The 20,974-nt window shown below is 71.3% G+C and carries 18 protein-coding genes; 5 read left to right on the plus strand and 13 right to left on the minus strand.

Annotated elements, in window-relative coordinates; translation table 11 throughout:
* Nucleotides 1–12 precede the first annotated feature (12 nt).
* From PV679_RS08635 to PV679_RS08655, 5 genes are all read right to left on the minus strand, one after another.
* Entirely contained in the window at nt 13–2,139 is a 2,127-nt protein-coding gene (locus tag PV679_RS08635) for a 3-hydroxyacyl-CoA dehydrogenase NAD-binding domain-containing protein (RefSeq protein WP_319679493.1), read from the minus strand.
* Entirely contained in the window at nt 2,136–3,356 is a 1,221-nt protein-coding gene (locus PV679_RS08640; protein WP_319679494.1) for an acetyl-CoA C-acyltransferase, read from the minus strand. The genes PV679_RS08635 and PV679_RS08640 overlap by 4 nt, the downstream gene beginning before the upstream one ends.
* A gap of 635 nt (nt 3,357–3,991) precedes the next feature.
* Nucleotides 3,992–5,266, minus strand: coding sequence for a ribonuclease D (locus tag PV679_RS08645; RefSeq protein WP_319679495.1), 1,275 nt, complete (start codon nt 5,264–5,266; stop codon nt 3,992–3,994).
* 77 nt (nt 5,267–5,343) lie between these two features.
* Nucleotides 5,344–6,003, minus strand: coding sequence for a helix-turn-helix transcriptional regulator (locus PV679_RS08650; RefSeq protein WP_161312622.1), 660 nt, complete (start codon nt 6,001–6,003; stop codon nt 5,344–5,346).
* Between the two features lie 325 nt (nt 6,004–6,328).
* On the minus strand, nt 6,329–7,018 hold the full coding sequence (locus tag PV679_RS08655; protein ID WP_319679496.1) for a DUF3000 domain-containing protein: 690 nt from the start codon (nt 7,016–7,018) through the stop codon (nt 6,329–6,331).
* Between the two features lie 91 nt (nt 7,019–7,109).
* On the opposite strand from PV679_RS08655, the gene hemE reads away from it, so the two are divergent.
* Entirely contained in the window at nt 7,110–8,174 is a 1,065-nt protein-coding gene (gene hemE, locus PV679_RS08660; protein ID WP_319679497.1) for a uroporphyrinogen decarboxylase, read from the plus strand.
* Between the two features lie 8 nt (nt 8,175–8,182).
* Here hemE and PV679_RS08665 read toward each other — a convergent pair whose 3' ends face one another.
* Nucleotides 8,183–9,562, minus strand: coding sequence for an FAD-dependent oxidoreductase (locus PV679_RS08665; RefSeq protein ID WP_319679498.1), 1,380 nt, complete (start codon nt 9,560–9,562; stop codon nt 8,183–8,185).
* A 53-nt stretch (nt 9,563–9,615) separates the two neighbouring features.
* On the minus strand, nt 9,616–10,596 hold the full coding sequence (locus PV679_RS08670; protein WP_319679499.1) for a DUF4349 domain-containing protein: 981 nt from the start codon (nt 10,594–10,596) through the stop codon (nt 9,616–9,618).
* A gap of 128 nt (nt 10,597–10,724) precedes the next feature.
* Here PV679_RS08670 and hemG point away from each other — a divergent pair, with 128 nt between their 5' ends.
* Complete coding sequence (hemG, locus tag PV679_RS08675) at nt 10,725–12,200, plus strand: protoporphyrinogen oxidase (RefSeq protein ID WP_319679500.1); 1,476 nt, start codon at nt 10,725–10,727, stop codon at nt 12,198–12,200.
* 4 nt (nt 12,201–12,204) lie between these two features.
* Complete coding sequence (gene hemQ, locus PV679_RS08680) at nt 12,205–12,921, plus strand: hydrogen peroxide-dependent heme synthase (protein WP_319679501.1); 717 nt, start codon at nt 12,205–12,207, stop codon at nt 12,919–12,921.
* A gap of 118 nt (nt 12,922–13,039) precedes the next feature.
* Here the strand turns inward: hemQ and PV679_RS08685 are convergent, their stop codons facing one another.
* From PV679_RS08685 to PV679_RS08700, 4 genes are all read right to left on the minus strand, one after another.
* Nucleotides 13,040–14,659, minus strand: a complete 1,620-nt coding sequence (locus tag PV679_RS08685) for an alpha/beta hydrolase (RefSeq protein ID WP_319679502.1) — start codon at nt 14,657–14,659, stop codon at nt 13,040–13,042.
* A 211-nt stretch (nt 14,660–14,870) separates the two neighbouring features.
* Complete coding sequence (locus PV679_RS08690) at nt 14,871–16,190, minus strand: DUF692 domain-containing protein (protein ID WP_319679503.1); 1,320 nt, start codon at nt 16,188–16,190, stop codon at nt 14,871–14,873.
* A 151-nt stretch (nt 16,191–16,341) separates the two neighbouring features.
* Nucleotides 16,342–17,166, minus strand: coding sequence for a DUF4142 domain-containing protein (locus PV679_RS08695; RefSeq protein WP_319679504.1), 825 nt, complete (start codon nt 17,164–17,166; stop codon nt 16,342–16,344).
* Between the two features lie 108 nt (nt 17,167–17,274).
* Nucleotides 17,275–18,042 (minus strand): peptidyl-tRNA hydrolase, encoded by a 768-nt coding sequence (locus tag PV679_RS08700; RefSeq protein ID WP_319679505.1) that lies wholly within the window; start codon nt 18,040–18,042, stop codon nt 17,275–17,277.
* An 85-nt stretch (nt 18,043–18,127) separates the two neighbouring features.
* Between PV679_RS08700 and PV679_RS08705 the strand changes: the two genes are divergently transcribed.
* Entirely contained in the window at nt 18,128–18,805 is a 678-nt protein-coding gene (locus tag PV679_RS08705) for an AIM24 family protein (RefSeq protein WP_319679506.1), read from the plus strand.
* A 109-nt stretch (nt 18,806–18,914) separates the two neighbouring features.
* A complete protein-coding gene (locus tag PV679_RS08710; protein WP_319679507.1) occupies nt 18,915–19,067 on the plus strand; it encodes a hypothetical protein in 153 nt (50 codons plus the stop codon).
* Between the two features lie 36 nt (nt 19,068–19,103).
* Here the strand turns inward: PV679_RS08710 and PV679_RS08715 are convergent, their stop codons facing one another.
* Both PV679_RS08715 and PV679_RS08720 read right to left on the minus strand, forming a co-directional pair.
* Nucleotides 19,104–19,934 carry a polysaccharide deacetylase family protein gene (locus PV679_RS08715; protein WP_319679508.1) on the minus strand — a complete coding sequence of 277 codons (831 nt, stop codon included), beginning with the start codon at nt 19,932–19,934 and terminating at the stop codon, nt 19,104–19,106.
* A 121-nt stretch (nt 19,935–20,055) separates the two neighbouring features.
* Nucleotides 20,056–20,955, minus strand: coding sequence for a PPK2 family polyphosphate kinase (locus PV679_RS08720; protein WP_319679509.1), 900 nt, complete (start codon nt 20,953–20,955; stop codon nt 20,056–20,058).
* Between the last annotated feature and the right edge of the window lie 19 nt (nt 20,956–20,974).

Raw genomic sequence — 20,974 nt, forward strand, 5'->3', positions numbered from 1 at the left:
GCACGCGCGTGGTCACACCGGAACGCTCGCCACACCCGGCGCCAGGAACGGCTTGCCGTTCACCCGCTCCGAGACACCCTCACGGTCCAGATACGGCGTGATGCCGCCGAGGTGGAAGGGCCAGCCCGCGCCCGTGATCAGACAGAGGTCGATGTCCTGGGCCTCGGCGACGACGCCCTCGTCCAGCATCAGACCGATCTCCTGCGCCACCGCCGCCAGGACGCGGTCCCGGGTCTGCTTCTCGGTGAGGACGACATCTCCCTGCGTGAGCAGCGCCGCGACCTCCGGGTCCAGCTCCGGCTGCCCGCTGTCGTACACGTAGAAGCCGCGCTTGCCCGCCTTGACGACCGCCGCGAGATTCTCGGAGACCGTGAAACGGTCCGGGAACGCCCGGTGCAGCGTCTGCGAGACATGCAGGCCGATGGCCGGGCCGACCAGCTCCAGCAGCACCAGCGGAGACATCGGCAGGCCGAGCGGCTCGACGGCCCTCTCGGCGACCGCGACCGGCGTGCCCTCGTCGATCACGTTCTGGATCTCGCCCATGAAGCGCGTGAGGATGCGGTTGACGACGAACGCCGGGGCGTCCTTCACCAGCACCGCCGTCTTCCGCAGCTTCCTCGCCACACCGAACGCCGTGGCCAGCGAGGCGTCGTCGGTCCGCTCACCGCGGACGATCTCCAGCAGCGGGAGGACCGCCACCGGGTTGAAGAAGTGGAAGCCGACGACCCGCTCCGGGTTCTTCAGCTTCGACGCCATCTCGGAGACCGACAGCGAGGAGGTGTTGGTGGCGAGGATCGCGTGCGCCGGGGCGACCGCCTCGACCTCCGCGAACACCTGCTGCTTGACGCTCATCTCCTCGAAGACGGCCTCGATGACGAAGTCCGCGTCCGCGAAGCCCTCCGCCTTGTCCAGCACACCGGAGACCAGGCCCCGGAGACGGTTGGCCCTGTCCGGCGTGATCCGGGACTTCAGCAGCAGCTTGTCGATCTCGCCATGGACATACGCGACGCCCTTGTCGACACGCTCCTGGTCGATGTCGGTGAGGACGACCGGGACCTCCAGACGGCGCAGGAAGAGCAGCGCGAGCTGTGAGGCCATCAGACCGGCGCCGACGACACCCACCTTGGTGACGGGCCGCGCCAGCGACTTGTCGGGAGCGCCGGCCGGCCGCTTGGCGCGCTTCTGCACGAGATTGAAGGCGTAGATGCCGGAGCGCACCTCCCCGCCCATGATCAGATCCGCCAGGGCCTGGTCCTCGGCGTCGAAGCCCGCCTGAAGATCGCCGTCCTTGGCGGCGGCGATGATGTCCAGCGCGCGGTACGCGGCCGGAGCCGCGCCGTGCACCTTGGAGTCGGCGATGAACCGGCCCCGCGCCACGGCCTGGTCCCATGCCTCGCCGCGATCGACCTCGGGCCGCAGGACCTGGATCTCGCCCTTCAGCACGGACGCCGTCCAGAGCAGTGACTGCTCCAGGAAGTCCGCGCCGTCGAAGATCGCGTCGGCGATGCCCAGCTCGTAGACCTGGTCGCCCTTGAGCTGCTTGTTCTGGTTGAGCGAGTTCTCGATGACGACCGAGACCGCGCGCTCCGCGCCGATCAGGTTCGGCAGGAGCGTGCAGCCGCCCCAGCCGGGAACCAGGCCGAGGAAGACCTCGGGCAGCGAGAACGCGGGCAGCGCGGCGGAGACGGTGCGGTACCGGCAGTGCAGACCGATCTCGACGCCACCGCCCATCGCCGCGCCGTTGTAGTAGGCGAACGCCGGGACGGCCAGCGTGGCGAGCCGCTTGAAGACGTCGTGACCGCCCTTGCCGATCGCGAGGGCGTCCTCGTGGCGCTTCAGCAGCTCCATGCCCTTGAGATCGGCGCCGACGGCGAAGATGAACGGCTTGCCGGTGACTCCGACGCCGACGATCGTCCCTTCGGACGCCTCCTTCCCGACCTGGTCGATGGCGGCGTCGAGATGGGCCAGCGACTGGGGCCCGAAGGTGGTCGGCTTGGTGTGGTCCAGACCGTTGTCCAGAGTGATGAGCGCGAAGCGCCCGGCGCCTCCGGGCAGGTCGAGATGGCGTACATGCGCCTGGGTCACGACCTCGTCGGGGAACAGCTCGGCCGCGCCCTTCAGGAGTTCTGCGGTGCTCACTTGTGGCCTCCGTCGAAGTGCGGGTTCTCCCAGATGACCGACGCGCCCATGCCGAAGCCGACACACATGGTGGTCAGGCCGTAGCGGACGTGGGGCTGCTCCTCGAACTGCCGCGCGAGCTGCGTCATCAGACGTACTCCGGAGGAGGCGAGCGGGTGGCCGAACGCGATGGCTCCGCCGTACTGGTTGACGCGCTCGTCGTCGTCCGCGATGCCGTAGTGATCGAGCAGGGCCAGCACCTGTACGGCGAAGGCCTCGTTGATCTCGAACAGGCCGATGTCGGAGATCGACAGGCCCGCCTTGGCGAGTGCCTTCTCGGTCGCCGGGATCGGGCCGTATCCCATGACCTCGGGCTCGACGCCCGCGAAGGCGTACGAGACGAGCCGCATCCTGACCGGCAGGCCCATTTCGCGCGCGAAGTCCTCGGCGGCGATCAGCGAGGCGGTGGCGCCGTCGTTGAGCCCGGCGGCGTTGCCCGCGGTGACCCGTCCGTGCGGACGGAACGGCGTCTTCAGACCCGCCAGCATCTCCAGCGTGGTGCCGGGCCGCATCGGCTCGTCGGCGGTGGCCAGACCCCAGCCGGTCTCGCCGGCCTCCGGAGTCGTACGGCGGATGGAGATCGGCACCAGATCCTGCTGGATCTTCCCGTTGGCGTACGCCTTGGCGGCCTTCTCCTGCGAGCGGACCGCGTACTCGTCGGCGCGGAGCTTCGTGAGGTGAGGGAAGCGGTCGTGCAGATTCTCGGCCGTCATGCCCATGAAGAGGGCGGAGTCGTCGACGAGCTTCTCGGACACGAAGCGCGGGTTCGGGTCGACGCCCTCGCCCATCGGGTGGCGGCCCATGTGCTCGACACCGCCGGCGACGACGATGTCGTACGCGCCGAAGGCGATGGAGCCGGCGGTCGTCGTCACGGCGGTCAGCGCGCCCGCGCACATGCGGTCGATGGAATAGCCGGGGACGGACTGCGGCAGCCCGGCCAGGATCCCGGCGGTCCGGCCGAGGGTGAGGCCCTGGTCACCGATCTGCGTGGTCGCGGCGATGGCGACCTCGTCGATACGGGCCGGGTCGAGGTCCGGGTTGCGGCGCAGCAGCTCCCGGATCGCCTTCACGACGAGATCGTCGGCGCGGGTCTCGTGGTAGATGCCCTTCGGGCCCGCCTTGCCGAACGGGGTGCGGACGCCGTCGACGAAGACGACGTCCCTGACGGTACGAGGCACGATGGCTCTCCTCCAGGGTGCGGGGTGGCACTGCTGCGGGCACGCGCCTGTGGCGCGCTTCCCCTCCCATGCTACTTGCGGGTAACCACCATGCCCACCCCTGACCGCCTTTAATGCGTGTCCGCCTCCGGCGGGGGTTGCGGGCTTGTGCGGTGCGTTGTGGGTGCGGTCCGGTGGTTCCGTGCGGGTTGTGGCCGGGTGTCGTTCCGCGGTGGTGTCCTGGACTGCATGATTTACGGCGCGTGCGGCCCGGTAATCCAGTGAAGGTTGTCGTGCGCCACAAATCACGCTTTACGTCCCGGACACCACCCCTGCACGACCCCCTTCACCGCCCGCCACCACCCAAACCCACCCCACCAGCCCGGCCGCCACCCCACCCTCACCCCTCCAGCCGGAGGCGGTCGTGACCGGCAGGACCACCGGCGGGAGGGGGACGGGGGCACAGGAGGATGGTGACCGGACGTAGAGCGTGATTTGCGGCGCGTTGTACGGGGTGACTTGGCGGCCGCCCGAGCGCGCCGTAAATCATGCAGTCCGGACACCACCTCCGGCGCCCCCGGCACCCGCACCACGAACGACAGACCCGCGCCGGAACAACGCACCGCCGGAGGCCCGCCGCCCGCCGCCACCAACCGTCACACCGTCGCCGACAACGCCCTCGTCAGCAGCGGAGCCACCTGCTCGACCTGCCACGCGCGGGCGCCGAGCGCGGTGAGCGCCGCCTCGACGTTCTCCACCGTCGGCTCGTGCGGCGGCTCCCAGCAGACCCGGCGGACCGTGTCCGGCGTGATCAGGTTCTCCTGCGGCATGTGCAGCCGCTCGGCGAGCGCCGAGACCGCCGCGCGGGCAGCCGAGAGCCTGGCCGCGGCCTTCGGGTCCTTGTCCGCCCAGGAGCGCGGCGGCGGCGGGCCGGAGACCGGCTGGCCGGGCTGCGGCAGCTCCGTGTCGGGCAGCGCCTTGGCCCGGTCGACCGCCGCCTGCCACTGCTCAAGCTGGCGCCGTCCCATCCGGTGGCCGAAGCCGGGCAGCGCCGTGAGCGCGTGGACGTTCGCCGGCAGGGCCAGCGACGCCTCGACGATCGCGGTGTCGCTCAGCACCTTGCCGGGCGACACGTCACGCCGCTGCGCGACGCTGTCCCGCGTGGTCCACAGCTCCCGTACGACCGCCATCTGGCGGCGCCTGCGCACCTTGTGCATGCCGGACGTACGGCGCCACGGATCCTTGCGCGGCGGTGGCGGCGGAGCCGAGGCGATGGCGTCGAACTCCTGGTGCGCCCAGTCGAGTTTGCCCTGGCGTTCCAGTTCCTTCTCCAGCGCGTCCCGCAGATCGACGAGCAGCTCGACATCGAGCGCGGCGTAGCGCAGCCAGGGCTCGGGGAGCGGACGGGTCGACCAGTCGACCGCGGAGTGGCCCTTCTCCAGGGCGAATCCGAGGACGCTCTCGACCATCGCCCCGAGGCCGACCCGTGGAAAGCCCGCCAGCCGGCCGGCCAGCTCAGTGTCGAACAGCCGGGTGGGCATCATGCCTATTTCGCGCAGGCATGGCAGATCCTGAGTGGCCGCGTGCAGGATCCACTCCGTGTCGGCGAGGACCTCGCCGAGACCGGAGAGGTCGGGGCAGCCGACCGGATCGACCAGCGCCGTGCCCGCGCCCTCGCGGCGGAGCTGGACGAGATAGGCCCGCTGGCCGTACCGGTAGCCGGACGCCCGCTCGGCGTCGACGGCCACAGGGCCGGTGCCGGCGGCGAAGGCGGCGATCACTCCGGCGAGCGCTTCATCGGTGGCTACCACCGGCGGAATGCCCTCGCGGGGCTCCAGCAAGGGGATCGGCGCCGGTTCGACGTCGGCCGGGGGAGCGCCCCCGGTGGTTCGCAGTGCTGGCTCTGCTGCGGTCTCTTGGGCGTCGGTCACCTGTCAAGGGTATCTGTGAACGGACGGCGCCCGTCGACGGAACGTTCCGTCGACGGGCGGTGAGGGATGAGAAGCGGTCAGTGGATGATGCCGGTACGGAGGGCCACAGCGACCATTCCGGCCCGGTCACCCGTGCCGAGCTTGCGCGCGATCCGGGCGAGGTGGCTCTTGACGGTCAGCGCGGACAGCCCCATCGACACGCCGATGGCCTTGTTGGACTGGCCTTCGGCGACCAGCCGGAGCACCTCGACCTCACGGCCGGAGAGCTCGCGGTAGCCGCCGGGGTGGCTCGGGGCGCCCGGCGGACGGCGGTGCATGCGGGGTCCGGCGCCGATGGGCGCGGCGCCGGGGCGGGTGGGGTGGCCGATGTTCGTACGTGTACCGGTCACGACATAGCCCTTGACGCCGCCCGCGAGTGCGTTGCGCACGGCGCCGATGTCGTCGGCGGCGGAGAGGGCGAGGCCGTTCGGCCAGCCCGCGGCTCGGGTTTCGGACAGCAGGGTCAGCCCGGAACCGTCGGGCAGGTGGACGTCGGCAACGCAGATGTCACGTGGGTTGCCGACGCGGGGGCGGGCCTCCGCGATGGACGACGCCTCGATGACGTCACGTACTCCAAGGGCCCACAAGTGGCGGGTGACGGTGGAGCGGACGCGTGGGTCGGCCACGACGACCATGGCCGTCGGCTTGTTCGGGCGGTAGGCGACCAGGCTTGCGGGCTGCTCGAGGAGAACGGACACCAGGCCTCCTGGGAAGGTGCGGGACGGCGCCGGCTCTGGGGGATGAAGCCGGGGCGAACCGTGCTTGAAGGGTCATTGACCTCTTCGGCAGCAATCGCGCCCGCCTTTAGAGAAAGATCACGATTTGGTGAGTAACAATTCGGGCAATTCGGACGGGTGCTCGATCATCCTACGGCCGGGACCCGCATCGTGGGCAGACCGGGAAGACCCCGGGCACGCTGCGGGAACGCGTGCCGGGGCGCCGTGAAGGGATGTCAGGACACCATGGTCCGGAAAGACACGGAAGTTTCAGGACATTCGCCGAGCCGGAAGAGCGGGCGCGGAATCAGGACACCTGCGGGCCGCGCCGCTGCGGCAGCGACACCACACCCGCGCCCGTCGCGGCGTCGGCCGTGCCGGGAACCGCTCCGGGCGAGACCGGCGGCAGACCGGCGACCTGGCAGAGCAGATCGCACCAGGCCGTGAGATGCGCCGCCGAGTCGGGCACTCCGCCCAGGCTCTCGCGCGGTGTCCAGGACGCGCGGATCTCGATCTGGGTGGCCGGCCGGCGCTCCGCGAGACCGCCGAAGTAGTGCGACCCGGCGCGGGTGACGGTGCCGCTCGCCTCGCCGTACGACAGACCGCGCGCCTCCAGCGCGCCCGTCAGCCAGGACCAGCACACCTCCGGCAGCAGCGGATCGGCGGCCATTTCCGGCTCCAGCTCGGCCCGTACGAGCGTCACCAGCCGGAAGGTGCCCTGCCAGGTGTCGTGCCCGGCCGGGTCGTGCAGCAGGACGAGACGGCCGTCCGCCAGGTCCTCGTCACCGTCGACGACAGCGGCCTCCAGGGCGTACGCGTACGGCGCCAGGCGCTTCGGCGGCGGAGTCGGGTCGATCTCGATCTCGGGACGTGGCCGCGCCGTCCGCAGCGCTTCGACCGCCAGCCGGAAAGCGGACGGGACGGAGTCCCCCTCCGTGCCGTCCGTTTCCTCGGTGCCGTTGGAATGATCGGAAAACTGTCCCTGAGCCGCAGCCATGCGGGGAAGAGTAGGCGGAACGCGCGCTTCGCGCAGGGAGGGACACCCGGGCCGGGGCATGCGCTTCCCCGTACATGCGAAGATTCTGGGCGTGAGTGCCAGTGACAGCCCCTCGGGCCAGCAGAAGAAGACGTACGAATCGGCCTTCCTGAAGGCGTGCAGAAGCGAGCCGGTGCCGCACACTCCGGTCTGGTTCATGCGGCAGGCCGGGCGCTCGCTGCCGGAATACCTGAAGGTGCGCGAGGGGATTCCGATGCTGGAGTCCTGCATGCGGCCCGAGCTGGTCACCGAGATCACACTCCAGCCCGTGCGGCGCCACAAGGTCGACGCCGCGATCTACTTCAGCGACATCGTCGTCCCGCTCAAGGCCATCGGAATCGACCTCGACATCAAGCCGGGCGTCGGTCCGGTCATCGCCGACCCGATCAGCAGCCGCGCCGATCTCGCCCGGCTGCGCGATCTCACGCCGGACGACGTCTCCTATGTCACCGAGGCGATCGGCATGCTGACCGACGAGCTGGGGCCGACGCCGCTGATCGGGTTCGCCGGCGCGCCCTTCACACTGGCCAGCTATCTCGTGGAGGGCGGCCCGTCCCGCAACCACGAGCGCACCAAGGCGATGATGTACGGCGACCCGCGACTCTGGGCGGATCTGCTCGACCGGCTCGCGGACATCACCTCGGTCTTCCTCAAGGTCCAGATCGAGGCGGGCGTGAGCGCCGTGCAGCTCTTCGACTCCTGGGTCGGCGCCCTGGCACCCGCCGACTACCGCCGCTCCGTGCTGCCCGCCTCGGCGAAGGTCTTCGACGCGGTCGCCACGCCCGGCGTGCCGCGCATCCACTTCGGCGTCGGCACCGGCGAACTGCTCGGGCTGATGGGCGAGGCCGGCGCGGATGTCGTCGGCGTCGACTGGCGCGTCCCGCTCGACGAGGCCGCCCGCCGCGTCGGCCCCGGCAAGGCGCTGCAGGGCAATCTGGACCCGGCCGTCCTCTTCGCGCCGACCGAGGCGGTGGAGGCCAAGACCCGCGAGGTGCTCGACGCGGCGGCCGGTCTGGAGGGCCATGTCTTCAACCTGGGCCACGGCGTGCTGCCGAGCATGGACCCGGACGCCCTGACCAGGCTCGTGGAGTACGTACACACCCAGACCGCTCGCTGAGCGGGTCGTCACATGCCCGCCTCGCGTACCTTCGCCGTCGCCTTGCGGGCGGCGACCAGGACCGGGTCCCAGACGGGAGAGAACGGCGGGGCGTAGCCGAGGTCCAGACTCGTCATCCGCTCCACCGTCATCCCGGCGGTCAGCGCGACCGCCGCGATGTCCACGCGCTTCGCCGCGCCCTCGCGGCCGACGATCTGGACGCCCAGCAGCCGGCCGGTACGGCGCTCCGCGAGCATCTTCACCGTCATCAGGGCGGCGCCCGGGTAGTAACCGGCGCTGTTGGTGGACTCTATGGTCGCGGTGACGAACTGGAGCCCCGCTCCGCGGGCGTCCTTCTCCCGCAGACCCGTGCGCGCGATCTCCAGCTCACAGACCTTGCTGACGGCCGTACCGACCACACCGGGGAAGGTGGCGTAGCCGCCGCCCGCGTTCGCGCCGATGATCTGGCCGTGCTTGTTCGCATGCGTGCCGAGCGCGACATGGCGGGTCGATCCCGAGACCAGATCGAGGACCTCCACACAGTCGCCGCCCGCCCAGATGTTCTCGTGGCCGCGCACGCGCATCGACAGATCGGTGAGCAGCCCGCCGTGCGGCCCGAGAGGCAGTCCGGCGGCGCGGGCGAGGGCCGTCTCCGGCTGGACACCCATACCGAGCACCACGACATCCGCCGGATATTCGGCGTCCTCGGTGGTCACGGCGCGTACCCGGCCGTCGTCGCCGGTGAGGATCGCGGAGACCGCCGTACCTCCGACGGTCTCGATGCCCATACCGCGCATCGCCGCACCGACCAGCCGGCCCATGTCGGGGTCGAGCGTGGCCATCGGCTGCTCGCCGCGGTGGATGACGGTGACCTCGAAGCCGTGCTTCAGCAGCGCCTCGGCCATCTCGACGCCGATGTAGCCCGCGCCGACGACCACCGCGTGTCTGCCGCTGGTGGCGCCGAGCGTGTCCAGCAGCGCCTGGCCGTCGCCGAGGGTCTGTACGCCGTGCACGCCCGGCGCGTCGATCCCGGGCAGCGCGGGCCGTACCGGTCGCGCGCCGGTCGCGACGACCAGTTTGTCGAAGCCCGTCCAGCTCTCCGTGCCGTCGGTCAGGTCCCGGACCCGGACCCGCTGCCCGGCCACATCGATCTTGTTGACCTCGCTGCGCATCCGCAGGTCGATGGCGCGTTCCCGGTGCTCCGCCGGTGTACGCGCGATCAGATCGTCGCGCTCCGTCACATCGCCGCTGACCCAGTACGGAATGCCGCACGCGGAGTACGAGGCGAAGTGGCCGCGCTCGAAGGCGACGATCTCCAGCTCGTCCGGTCCCTTCATCCGCCGGGCCGCCGACGCGGCGGACATGCCCGCCGCGTCGCCGCCGATGACCACCATGCGTTCCGCTGCCATTGCGCGTCCTTTCGGTCCTTGTCCGCGACGGAACGCTACGCGGGGCCCGTGGCTCAGCTTTCCTCGCGTGTCTCTTTCTCGTCCGGAGCGGCGTCCGGTCCGTCCGGCGCGGGCCCGGTGGGCCACGCCGGGACCCGGGCGGGTCCCTGATGGGCGCCCACGGGCCGCCGGGCCGGCAGCCCGCGCACCAGCCGCCACAGCAGATAGAGCACGGCGAGCGCGGCGGCGAACGGCGCCACCGCGCCGATCACCACGGCGATCCACCGCAGAGTGGCGGTGAACGCGTCCCAGCCGCCGCCCAGCGCGTCCAGGAAGCCCGGGTCCTCCTCCCGCTTCCGCTCCTTCTTCGCGACCGGCGTCTCGGAGACATCGAGAGTGATGGTCGCGAGAGTGGTGCGGTCCCTGAGCGACGCCTGCTGAGCGAGGAGCGACTCCAAGGCCGCCTGACGGCTGCTCAGTTCGCCTTCCAGCGCGACCACATCGCTGAGCTTGGTGGCCCGGTCCATCAACTCCCGCACGCGCGCCACGCTCACCCGCTGCGAGGCGACTCTGCTGTTCACATCGACCACCTGGTCGGTGACGTCCTTGGCGTCGGCCTTGCGCGCCACCAGCGTCCCGGTTCCCGCCAGTTCGTCCAGCACGGAGCCGTAGGCGTCCTGCGGGACACGCAGCACGATGCGCGAGGTCACGCGGCCGGCCGGGTCCCGCTCGGTGGACTCGTTCTCGACGAGCCCGCCCGCGCTCTCGGCCGCGCGGCGCGCCGTGGTGAGCGCCTTCTGCGCGTCCTTGACACGCACGGTGAGCGCGGCCGTACGGATCACCTGAGTGCCGCGCTGTGCGGGAGTCCGCACCTGCTGCTGCCCACCGCCCTCCCGCGGAGCGGCGACATCGCCCGCGCCGGCGCCCTGCTGTTTCTGAGCCGCCGGTTTCGCGGCGCTCTCCGATCTCGCTCCGGAGTCGCCGGCACCGCCGCATCCGGCGAGAGCGAGTGAGACGGTGAGAAGTGCTGCCGCGAACGCGGGTGTCGCGCGCATATCGGCCCCCCTGGGACGGCTTTTCGCTGGTGCTCATTCGACGTACGAGGCCCCTGCCCGGGTTGCCCCTTCGCGGTTCCGAAGCGGTCACGGTCGGGACTCGGAAAGGGGTTTGAGAGAGTGGGAGCATGGAGCCGAGCACACATCACGTGGATACGCGTACCGGGCATGTCGTCGTCATCGGTGGCGGGATCGCCGGCCTCGCGGCCGCGCACCGGCTGCTGGGCGCCGGGGTCGCGGTGACCCTGCTGGAGGCCACCGACCGGCTCGGCGGGAAGCTGCGCACCGGTGAGATCGAGGGTGTTCCGGTCGATCTCGGCGCGGAGTCGGTGCTCGCGCGCCGGCCCGAGGCCGTCGATCTGGCCCGGGCCGTCGGCCTCGCGGAGCTGCTCCAGCCGCCCGCCACCGCCAACGCGGCGCTCTGGACGCGCGGTGAACTGCGGCCCATGCCCAAGGGCCATGTGATGGGCGTGCCCGGCGATCCCGCCGCACTCGCGGGCCTCCTTTCCGCCGAGGGGCTCGCCAGGCTGGCCCGGGAGCCGGAGCTGGCGCCCACCGAGGTCGGCGACGATGTGGCCGTCGGCGAATATGTCGCGGAGCGGCTCGGCCGCGAGGTCGTCGACCGGCTGGTCGAGCCGCTGCTCGGCGGGGTCTACGCGGGCGACGCGTACCGCATCTCCATGAAGGCCGCCGTCCCGAATCTCTTCGACGCGGTCAGAAGCCATGACTCGCTGCTGGCGGGCGTACGCGACATCCAGGCGAAGGCCGCCGAGCGACAGCCCACCGGTCCTGTCTTCACGGGCATCGACGGCGGAGTGGGCCGGCTGCCGGAGGCCGTCGCGGACGCCGTACGGGCCGGTGGCGGCGAGATCCTGCTGGAGACGCCCGTGCTCGGTCTGACCCGACCGCACGGCCTTGAGGACATCGGAGGTGCCCGCTGCGCCGACGGCTGGCGGATCCGCACCGGCCGGCGGACCCTGGTGGCGGACGCCGTGATCCTGGCGACGCCCGCCCGGTCCGCCTCGGCACTGCTCGCCGAGGAGTCACCGGCCGCCGCCGCCGAACTCTCCGAGGTCGAGTACGCCTCGATGGCGCTGGTGACGATGGCCTTCCGGCGGAGCGACACCGGCGTCCTGCCCGACGGCAGCGGCTTTCTGGTGCCGCCGGTCGACGGCCACACCATCAAGGCGTCCACCTTCTCCAGCCGCAAATGGCGCTGGCTCGCGGACGCCGCGCCCGGCCTCTTCGTACTGCGTACCTCCATCGGGCGATACGGCGAGGAGGAACATCTGGACCGCGAGGACGACGATCTCGTCGATGTGTCACTGCGCGATCTCGCCGAGGCGACCGGGCTCGCCGCGAAGCCGGTGGCCACCGAAGTGACCCGGTGGACCGGTGGCCTGCCGCAGTACCCCGTGGGACACCAGGCCCGGGTGGTCCGCGTCCGAGAGGCGGTCGCCAAGCTGCCGGGCCTGCGGGTCTGCGGCGCGGCGTACGACGGCGTCGGCATCCCGGCCTGTATCGCGAGCGCCCGGCGGGCCGCCGACGAGATCATCGCCACGTCGACCCCGGCGCGGGGCGCCGGTCGCGGCGCGGGAGAATAGCGGTATGACTGCTGCTCCAGACAAGGCCCCCAACGCGGGCAAGAAGGCAAAGGACCTCAACGAGGTCATCCGCTACACGCTGTGGTCCGTCTTCAAGTTGCGTGATGTGCTGCCCGAGGACCGGTCCGGCTATGCCGACGAGGTCCAGGAGCTGTTCGACCAGCTCGGCGCGAAGGACGTCACCGTGCGCGGGACATACGACGTGTCCGGGCTGCGGGCCGACGCCGACGTCATGATCTGGTGGCACGCGGAGACCGCCGACGAGCTCCAGGACGCGTACAACCGCTTCCGCCGCACCAGGCTGGGACGGGCGCTGGAGCCGGTCTGGTCGAACATGGCGCTGCACCGCCCCGCCGAGTTCAACAAGTCGCACGTACCGGCCTTCCTGGCCGACGAGACGCCTCGCGACTATGTGAGTGTCTATCCCTTCGTGCGCTCGTACGACTGGTATCTGCTGCCTGACGAGGACCGCCGCCGGATGCTCGCGGACCACGGCAAGATGGCCCGCGGCTATCCGGACGTGCGCGCCAACACCGTGGCGTCGTTCTCGCTCGGCGACTACGAGTGGGTGCTGGCCTTCGAGGCCGACGAGCTGTACCGCATCGTCGACCTGATGCGTCATCTCCGCGCCTCGGAGGCCCGGATGCATGTCCGCGAGGAGGTCCCGTTCTTCACGGGCCGCCGCAAGTCGGTCGCGGACCTGGTGGCCGGGCTGGCGTAGCCCCTGGCCCTGTCCGCGGCTCCCGCGCCCTCCGTCTCCGTAGGACCGGAGCGCGGGGACGGGACCGGACCTGGTGGCCGGGCCGTACGCACACGGCCCCGGCCACCCGCCCGGAAGATCAGACGATCGGCGGCAGCTTCCGGCCGCTCGACCGCTCGTCCAGCGACACCGGGTTCGGCTCCGCGTGCGGCGCGCACTCCGCGCGCCGCACCGGTGTCCTGCCACGCAGCAGATAGTCCTCCAGATACGCGTTGACGCAGGCGTTGCCGCCACCGGCGATCCCGTGCGTACCGGCGTTCCGCTCGGTCACCAGCACGGATCCGGCCAGCCGCCGCTGGAGCTCCAGCGCGCCCGTGTACGGCGTCGCGGCATCACGCTCGGCGGCCAGGATCAGCGTCGGCGGCAGCAGACCGGGCTCGGTGCGGACATCGACGGGCTCCCGCTGGTGTGCGGGCCAGTAGGCGCACGGCAGATTCATCCAGGCGTTGTCCCACGTCTCGAACGGCGCGAGGCGTGCCACGCCGGTGTTGTCGCGGTCCCACACCTTCCAGTCCGTCGGCCACGGCGCGTCATTGCACTCGACGGCCGTATAGACGGCGTTGCCGTTCTCGCCGCGCGCGGCGGTCTCGGGCCTCGGTGCGGCCTGCGCGATCAGCGGCTTCGGATTGCCCTTGAGGTACTCGGCGAGAGCCGTGGCGCGCATCGGCCAGTAGTCGTCGTAGTAGCCGGCTCCGAGCATCGCCGCCTGGAGCTGGCCCGGCCCGACCTTTCCGCCCGCCGGCTGATGCGCGACCTTCGCCCGTACCTTCTCGTAACTCCCGCGTACCTCCTCGGCGGTGGAGCCCAGGTGGTACGTCGTGTCGTGCCTGGCGACCCAGTCGCGGAAGTCCTCCCAGCGGCGCTCGAACGCGAGTGACTGGTCGAGGTTGTTGCGGTACCAGATCTGCCGGGGATTCGGATCGACCACGGAGTCGAAGACCATCCGGCGTACGTGCGAAGGGAAGAGTGTCGCGTAGAGCGCGCCGAAGTACGTGCCGTACGAGGCGCCCATGAAGGTCAGTTTCCGCTCGCCGAGAGCCGCGCGCAGCACATCCAGATCGCGCGCGTTGTTCAGCGAGTTGTAGTGCGGCAGCGCGGCGCCGGCGCCGCGGGCGCAGCCTCGCGCGTACGCCTTGGCCTCGGCGATCCGCTCCCGCTTGTACGACTCCGAGGGACGCACCGGTGACTGCGTCGGGGCCTTGGCGAAGTCCGCCGGATCACCGCAGGAGAGCGGTGCGGAGCGGCCCACGCCGCGCGGCGCGTAGCCGACGATGTCGTACGCCTCGGCGATCCGCTTCCACGCGGACAGCCGCGCGGCCATCGGGAAGTACATGCTGGAGGCGCCGGGACCGCCCGGGTTGAAGACGAAGGCGCCCTGCCGCTGGGCCGGCTTTCCGCTCGCGCGGACCCGGCTGACGGTGAGCCGGATCTTCCCGCTGCCGGGATCGGCGTAGTCGAGCGGTACTTCGACCGTGCCGCAGGTGAGAGGAGCGGGCAGTCGCTCGGCCTCGGGGCAGCGGCCGAACGCGATACCGGCGGTGGCGGCGCGCGCGGCGGCGCGGATGACCCCGCGCGTCGCGGCGTCGTCGGCGGCGCGCGGGCCGCCGGTGTCCGCGCCGTCCGCCGGGGCGGCGACGAGGCCCGTCAGGACCAGGGAGCCGAGGCTTGCCAGCGCCCCGTACTTCGCTACTGCTCTCATCGCGTTCCCTTCTGCGTGCGGCTGTGGATCAACCGCGGAACCGAGGGTCGGCAGAGCGAGCGAGCGGGACAAGGACTGGTGCGCGGTGTCGGGTGCGATGACTCCGATGCGCCGGAGGGCCACTCCTGAAGGGCTTCCGGCGTGCGGGACCGGCCCGGATGTGCAGGCGGGACGCGGCCGGTGCGGGACCGCTCACGGGCACGCCGTCAGGTCACCTCCCGACCAGCGCGGCGCGAGCGGCCCGGACCAGACGGGTCGCGCGGCGAGGCGGCCGTGCGCCGGCCCGGTCCTTCCACCAGAGGCTCAGCCGGCGCCGCGCGGCGGAGTCGTCGGGCCGTCCCTCGGCCAGCAGATGTGCGGCGAAGTCGAGCGCGTCGCGGCGGTATCCGTCGTGCAGGGGCCGGTCCGCGGCGTACGCGAGAAACGCGGGACGGAAGCCGCTGCCGAGGATCTCCGGCAGTTCCGGTGCGACCTTGGCGACCACACCGGCGCGCTTGGCGGCGAGGGCCCGGCTCTGCACGTTCAGCCGCCGCGAGTCGAATCCCTCGGGCGCCGGCGTACCGGCGACCAGCGCGGAGAGAAGCGCGGTCTCGCGGAGAGCGAGCCGCTCGCGGGCGGGGCCGGCGCCGTCCGGCCGGCCGTCCTCCGCCGGCCGGCCGGCGGTGGTCGCGGCGATCCGCGAACGGCGCGGCGCCGATGCCGCCACCTCGATCGTCTCGCGTATCACGGCGAGTTCGCCCGCCAGCTCCGGCGCCGGCGGGAAGTCGTCGTCGCGCTCCAGGAGCACGCCCGGCGGCGCGACCCGGGAGCGCAGCTCGGCCAGCACATCGAGCACGGGCCGGGTGACCGGATGGGCATGGGTGTCGTGCCAGACGCCGTCGCGCTCGGTCCCGCCGGCGACATGGACGTACGCGATGGCCTCGACGGGCAGTTCGTCCAGCGCGGTCGCCGGGTCCTCGCCGCGATTGACGTGGTTGGTGTGCAGATTGGCGACATCGATCAGCAGCCGGACGCCGGTGCGCTCGACCAGCTCCGCGAGGAACTGGCCCTCGCTCATCTCCTCGCCGGGCCAGGAGATCAGCGCCGCGATGTTCTCCACGGCGAGCGGCACCGGCAGCGAGTCCTGGGCGATCCGGATGTTCTCGCAGAGTACGCGCAGGGCGTCCCGGGTCCGTGGGACGGGCAGCAGATGACCGGCTTCGAGCGCGGGCGACCCGGTGAGCGGCCCGCCGGCCCGTACGAACGCGATGTGCTCGGTCACCAGAGGCGAGCCGAGGGCCTCGGCCCGCGCCGCGAGGTCCGCCAGACGCCGGCCGTCGGGCCGGTCCGCGCCGCCCAGACCGAGTGAGACGCCGTGCGGGACGACGGTGACACCGCGCTCGCGGAGCCGTACCAGCGAGTCGGGCAGATGCCCCGGGCAGATGTTCTCGGCGACGGCCTCGACCCAGTCGATGCCGGACAGCTCCTCCACCGTGCCGGCGATCTCCGGGCGCCAGCCGATGCCGATTCCCAGCTCTGGTGTGTCGTTCATGGCTCCCCCTTCGGTACCGCGGCATACCGCCGCGGTGCCGGGGTGATGACCCCGCGGGACGGCGGTGAATCCGCGAAGGAGGACGTTCAGAGGTTGATTTGAGGTTCCCCGGTTACCCGGGTCACGCGGGTCCCGTACGGCTCTGTCGTGTTCACCGGCCGTCCTGCGGCTGGTGCGTCGACATGTCCATCGGCGTCGTCCGTTCGCTGCCCGGCTCCGGCCGGTTGGTGTTGATCGCGGTCGGCGCGCCGGGCTGGGTCGAGGGCCGCGAGGTGAAGGACTGGTCACCGGCCGGCGCGGCGGGCGCCGGCGCGGCCGGCGGATTTCCGTCCGGCGGCACCGGCCCGGTCGGGCTGGCGGTCGCCGTGCCCGCGGCCTCGTTCGCCAGGGCGTCGAAGTCGACGAAGCCGGTGGCCTCCAGCATCGTGATGTGGTCGAGCACGGTCTGGTTGGCGTCGGTGGCGAGCTGCCGTATCAGGGTGTTCCTGGTGGTGTGCCGGACCTGCGCGACCAGCGCGAAGACCTTGCCGTGCGCGTTGCGCAGCAGATTGGCGAACTTCCGCTCGTACTCCTGGCCCTGGGCCGCCGAGAGCTCTCTGAGCCATCCCTGCTGCTGTTCGTTCGGCTGGTTCGGCAGCTCGACACCGAGCTTCGCCGCCACATCACGGGCGCGTTCGTCGAGATCGGTGTGGCCGACGACAAGATGGTCGCCACAGTCCCTGATGGCCTGGCTGGGCGCGCGCTCGACGGCCTGCTGCCCGGCCGGCAGCTCCCAGAGCCCGGCCAGCCGCACCCTGATCAGGAAGTCGCGGTCGGTCGCGGAGAGCGGGCCCCACTGGGTCGCCACGGTCGACGCGTTGAGATTGGCCTGGCCGGTCCCGGACCGGTCGGCGTACGACCAGACCGGAAAGGCCAGCGCCCCGACCGTGGCGACCAGCGCCGCGACGATGAGCGCCGTACCGTTGATGCGTCGCAACACTGTGCTGCCTCCCGAAGCGATTGGTGACACCGCAGACTCAACCGCCGACCGGCCGTTCAGCCTGGCCGACGGTATAGGGAGGTACGTAAACCGGCGGCGGAGGGTTCAGTTCCGCAGCGCCGGATGATCGGCGCACACGGTGCAGGATCCCGGCGCGATCTCGGTGAAGCCGGCGTCCCGTACCAACGGCAGTCCACTGGCGACCAGTTGCCGCCAGCGCTCGGCGTCGGCGGTGCGCACGGTGAGCGGGAAGCCGGCCTCGCGCCAGGTCTTGCGGTCGGTCTCCGACAGCTCCCACCAGGCGAGTTGGGCGCCATGGCCGACCTGGGCCATGGCCTTGCCCGCCGACATGTCCAGGTCCGGGCTCAGCCACAGCACGGGCTGTGCCGGGTCCGGCGCGGGCAGCGGCCCCGGGTCGTCCAGGTCGGTGCCCGAGACCTGGAGCTTGGCCAGCTCCTTGGGCCAGCCGTCGAGCGGCACGGGCGGGAAGACCCGTACCTCGGCGGCCGGCGCCGGCTCTCCGGTCGTGGCGCCGGTGACCGTGATACCGGGAAGCTCCGTGGCGCGCCGCCATTCCGCGCCGCGCGCTCGCCGCACCACCTTGCGGATCCGGGCGTCCTGCCAGTCGCGCATGGCGCGGGCCCATTCGCCGTCTCCCAGCGACCGCTCGTCGGAGAGCATGACCAGCACCGCGCGGGCCGCCGTCTCCAGGGCGTCGGTACGCGCCGGTGGCGCGGTCTTCTCGATCCGTACCACCAGCGGCAGGACGAACTGCGGCGCCGCGTCGCGGTCGGGCCGTTCGTCTCGGAACGGGTCGTCGGTGCCGCCGGGGCTCTCCGGGATGTCGCCGGCGGTGGTGCTGTAGCTGCTCACAGGTCCAGTCTGCCAGCCGCCTCCGCCGTCCTTCCTGGCCCGTCCTGCTTGGCGGAATGAGCGCCTCCGGGGGACGATGCGCGGCATGAAGAGCGATCTCTTTGCCACGGAGCACATGGCGCAGGCGGCGACCGTCCCCGGGATGACGCTGCAGAACAGCAAATCGATCAAATACGCCGTCAACGGCGAGATGCACGCGCGGCAGGGATCCATGGTCGCCTTCCGTGGCAATCTCCAGTTCGAGCGCAAGGGCCAGGGCCTCGGCGGCATGCTCAAGCGGGCCGTCACGGGTGAGGGACTGGCGCTGATGGCCGTGCGCGGCCAGGGCGAGGCGTGGTTCGCGCACGAGGCCGCCAACTGCTTCATCGTCGAGATCGAGCAAGGCGACGCGCTCACCATCAACGGCCGCAATGTGCTGTGCTTCGACCCGACCCTCTCGTACGAGATCAAGACCGTGAAGGGCGCCGGCATGACCGGCGGCGGGCTCTTCAACAGCGTCTTCACCGGCTCCGGGAAGCTCGGCCTCATCTGTGAGGGCGATCCCATTGTGATTCCGGTCACGGCGCAGGCACCGGTGTATGTCGACACCGACGCCGTCGTCGGCTGGAGCGCGCAGCTCCACACCTCGCTGCACCGCTCGCAGTCCGTCGGCTCGATGATCCGCGGCGGCTCCGGCGAGGCCGTCCAGCTCATGCTCCAGGGCGAGGGCTTTGTGATCGTCCGGCCGAGCGAGGTCACTCCGCAGAAGAGCACCGCGCACTGAATCGACCACTGCCGCACGGCTGGTCCGGATCTGCGTCGCGCGGGAGCCCACCGCCGCGGCGGTGGGCTCGCCGCGAGGCCGGGCCGCGCGATTTTGTAGGCTCTCCCGCATGGTGGAAGAGACTGTCCCGGCGGAAGAGATCGCCTACGCGGACTGTGTGCTGTGCGGAGAGCCCACCGAGCACCCGGAGACGGTCAGGGGCGCGACGCTCTGTCCCGTCTGCGAGTGGCAGGAGGCCCAGCGGATGGCGTGCTCGGGCTGACGCCGCCTCCGCCCGGCCTCTTGTCCACCTTTCCGTTCAGGGCTTCATCAGCTCGGAGACCTTGGCGAAGCGGAAGCCGCGCTTTCGCAGCTCGGGCACGATCCTGGCGACCGCTTCCTCCGTCACCGGCGCGGCGCTGCGGGTGCAGTGCATCACCACCACCGAGCCCGGCTTCACACCCTCCAGCACTTGTTCCGCCACCGGGTCCGAGTCGGTGGCGAAGGCGTCGCCGCTGACGACGTCCCACTGGATCGCGGTCACCTTGGCCGGAGTGAGGGCCTGGAGCGACGCGTCGTCGTAGCAGCCACCGGGAAAGCGGAAGTACGGCACCACGTTCTTGGCTCCCGCCTTACGGAACGAGCCGAAGGCCCGTCGTACATCGGCCGCCATCTTCTCCGCACCGATCTCCGGCAGGCCGTAGCAGTCGGCCTTGAAGGCATGGTGGCTGTAGGAGTGGTTGGCGATCTCGAAGAGCGGATCGTTGCCGATCGCCTTCGCCTGGGTCGGATACTCCTCGGCCCACCGGCCCGTCATGAAGACCGTCGACGGGACTTCGAGGCGGCGCAGCAGAGCGATCAGGCCGGGATTGTCGAAGCGCTCGCCGCGCGCGGCGCGCGGCCCCTGCTCGGCCGTCATATCGGCGTCGAAGGTGAGTGCCACGGTCTTCCCGGCGGCCGGAGTGCCGTGCTTGAAGACCGGCGTCCGGCCGCCGGGACCGGGTGCGATGGTCGGCGGACCGTTGGCTCCGGCCGGCCGGAGAGACGCGGAGGAGTGGGCACCGGAGGTTTCGGAGGTGGCGCCGTCGCAGCCGGCGAGAGCGGCACACAGGACAGTGACAGTGGCGAGAATGCGTACAAATGTGGTCACTCACGGAAAATATATGATCATCTGCCTGTAATGGTTGTACGGCACTCCTCCGCGCCGAAGTCGCTCTCCGGGCCGGGCCGGGACGGCGCTGGTGGCGCTCTTCCCGCCGATGTGCCCGCGCTCAGCGCCGGGCCTCGGCCAGCAGCCGCTCGCGGCTCTTCTCGACGTCGAAGTCCCCTTTTGGATACGCCGGATCGAGCGCCGTCAGGTGCTCCAGCAGCAGCGTGCTGATCGCCCAGTCGCGATACCACTTGCGGTCGGCCGGGACCAGGTACCAGGGCGCCGCCGGCGTCGAGCAGCGGTGCAGAGCGAGCTCATAGGCGTCCTGATAGGCGGGCCACAGCGCGCGGTCGGCGATGTCGGACGCGCTGAACTTCCAGTGTTTGTCCGGGTTGTCGAGCCGCGCCAGGAGACGGTCGCGCTGTTCCTCGTAGCTGATGTGCAGAAAGACCTTGACGAGGGTCACGCCGTCGTCGGCGAGGGCCTGTTCGAACCGGTTGATCTGGCCGTAGCGCTGGGCCAGGGCATGGGGTGAGGCCAGCTCGCGCACCCGGGCGGCCAGGACGTCCTCGTAGTGCGAGCGGTCGAAGATGCCGATCTCGCCCGGTTCGGGAAGCGCGCGCTCGACGCGCCACAGGAAGGGATGGCGCCGCTCCTCCGGCGTCGGCACCTTGAACGCCCTGATGCGGCAGCCCGCCGGGTTGAACAGACGGATCACGCGCTTCATCGTGCCGCCCTTGCCGCTGGTGTCCATGCCCTGGAGGACAAGCAGCAGCCGGCGCCGGTCGCCGGCCGTACTGGACGCGAACAGGCGATCCTGGAGACCGGCGAGGCGTTCCGCCATACCGGTGATGGCCTCCTGGGCGGCCTTCTTGTTCCCGGGGCCTCCCGGAGTCGCTCCGGCGTCGTACGAGGCCAGCTCGGCGCGCTCGCCCGCCGGGACGCGCAGCAGCTCATGGAGGGCGGGCGGAGGCTGCTCCGGCTTCTTGCCCGCGTCCTTCTTCGAGCCCTTCTTGGCCACTGCGCGCCCCTTCCGCCCG

The organism is Streptomyces sp. AK02-01A, from assembly GCF_033795305.1.
In the GTDB taxonomy this organism is placed as follows: Bacteria; Actinomycetota; Actinomycetes; order Streptomycetales; family Streptomycetaceae; genus Streptomyces.

Bases quoted from the DNA above. Each gene is read 5' to 3' on its own strand.
- PV679_RS08655 (WP_319679496.1), bottom strand. From the start codon at position 7,018: ATGGCTGCGGCTCAGGGACAGTTTTCCGATCATTCCAACGGCACCGAG.
- PV679_RS08665 (WP_319679498.1), bottom strand. From the start codon at position 9,562: ATGGCAGCGGAACGCATGGTGGTCATCGGCGGCGACGCGGCGGGCATG.
- PV679_RS08670 (WP_319679499.1), bottom strand. From the start codon at position 10,596: ATGCGCGCGACACCCGCGTTCGCGGCAGCACTTCTCACCGTCTCACTC.
- hemG (WP_319679500.1), top strand. From the start codon at position 10,725: ATGGAGCCGAGCACACATCACGTGGATACGCGTACCGGGCATGTCGTC.
- hemQ (WP_319679501.1), top strand. From the start codon at position 12,205: ATGACTGCTGCTCCAGACAAGGCCCCCAACGCGGGCAAGAAGGCAAAG.
- PV679_RS08685 (WP_319679502.1), bottom strand. From the start codon at position 14,659: ATGAGAGCAGTAGCGAAGTACGGGGCGCTGGCAAGCCTCGGCTCCCTG.
- PV679_RS08690 (WP_319679503.1), bottom strand. From the start codon at position 16,190: ATGAACGACACACCAGAGCTGGGAATCGGCATCGGCTGGCGCCCGGAG.
- PV679_RS08705 (WP_319679506.1), top strand. From the start codon at position 18,128: ATGAAGAGCGATCTCTTTGCCACGGAGCACATGGCGCAGGCGGCGACC.
- PV679_RS08710 (WP_319679507.1), top strand. From the start codon at position 18,915: ATGGTGGAAGAGACTGTCCCGGCGGAAGAGATCGCCTACGCGGACTGT.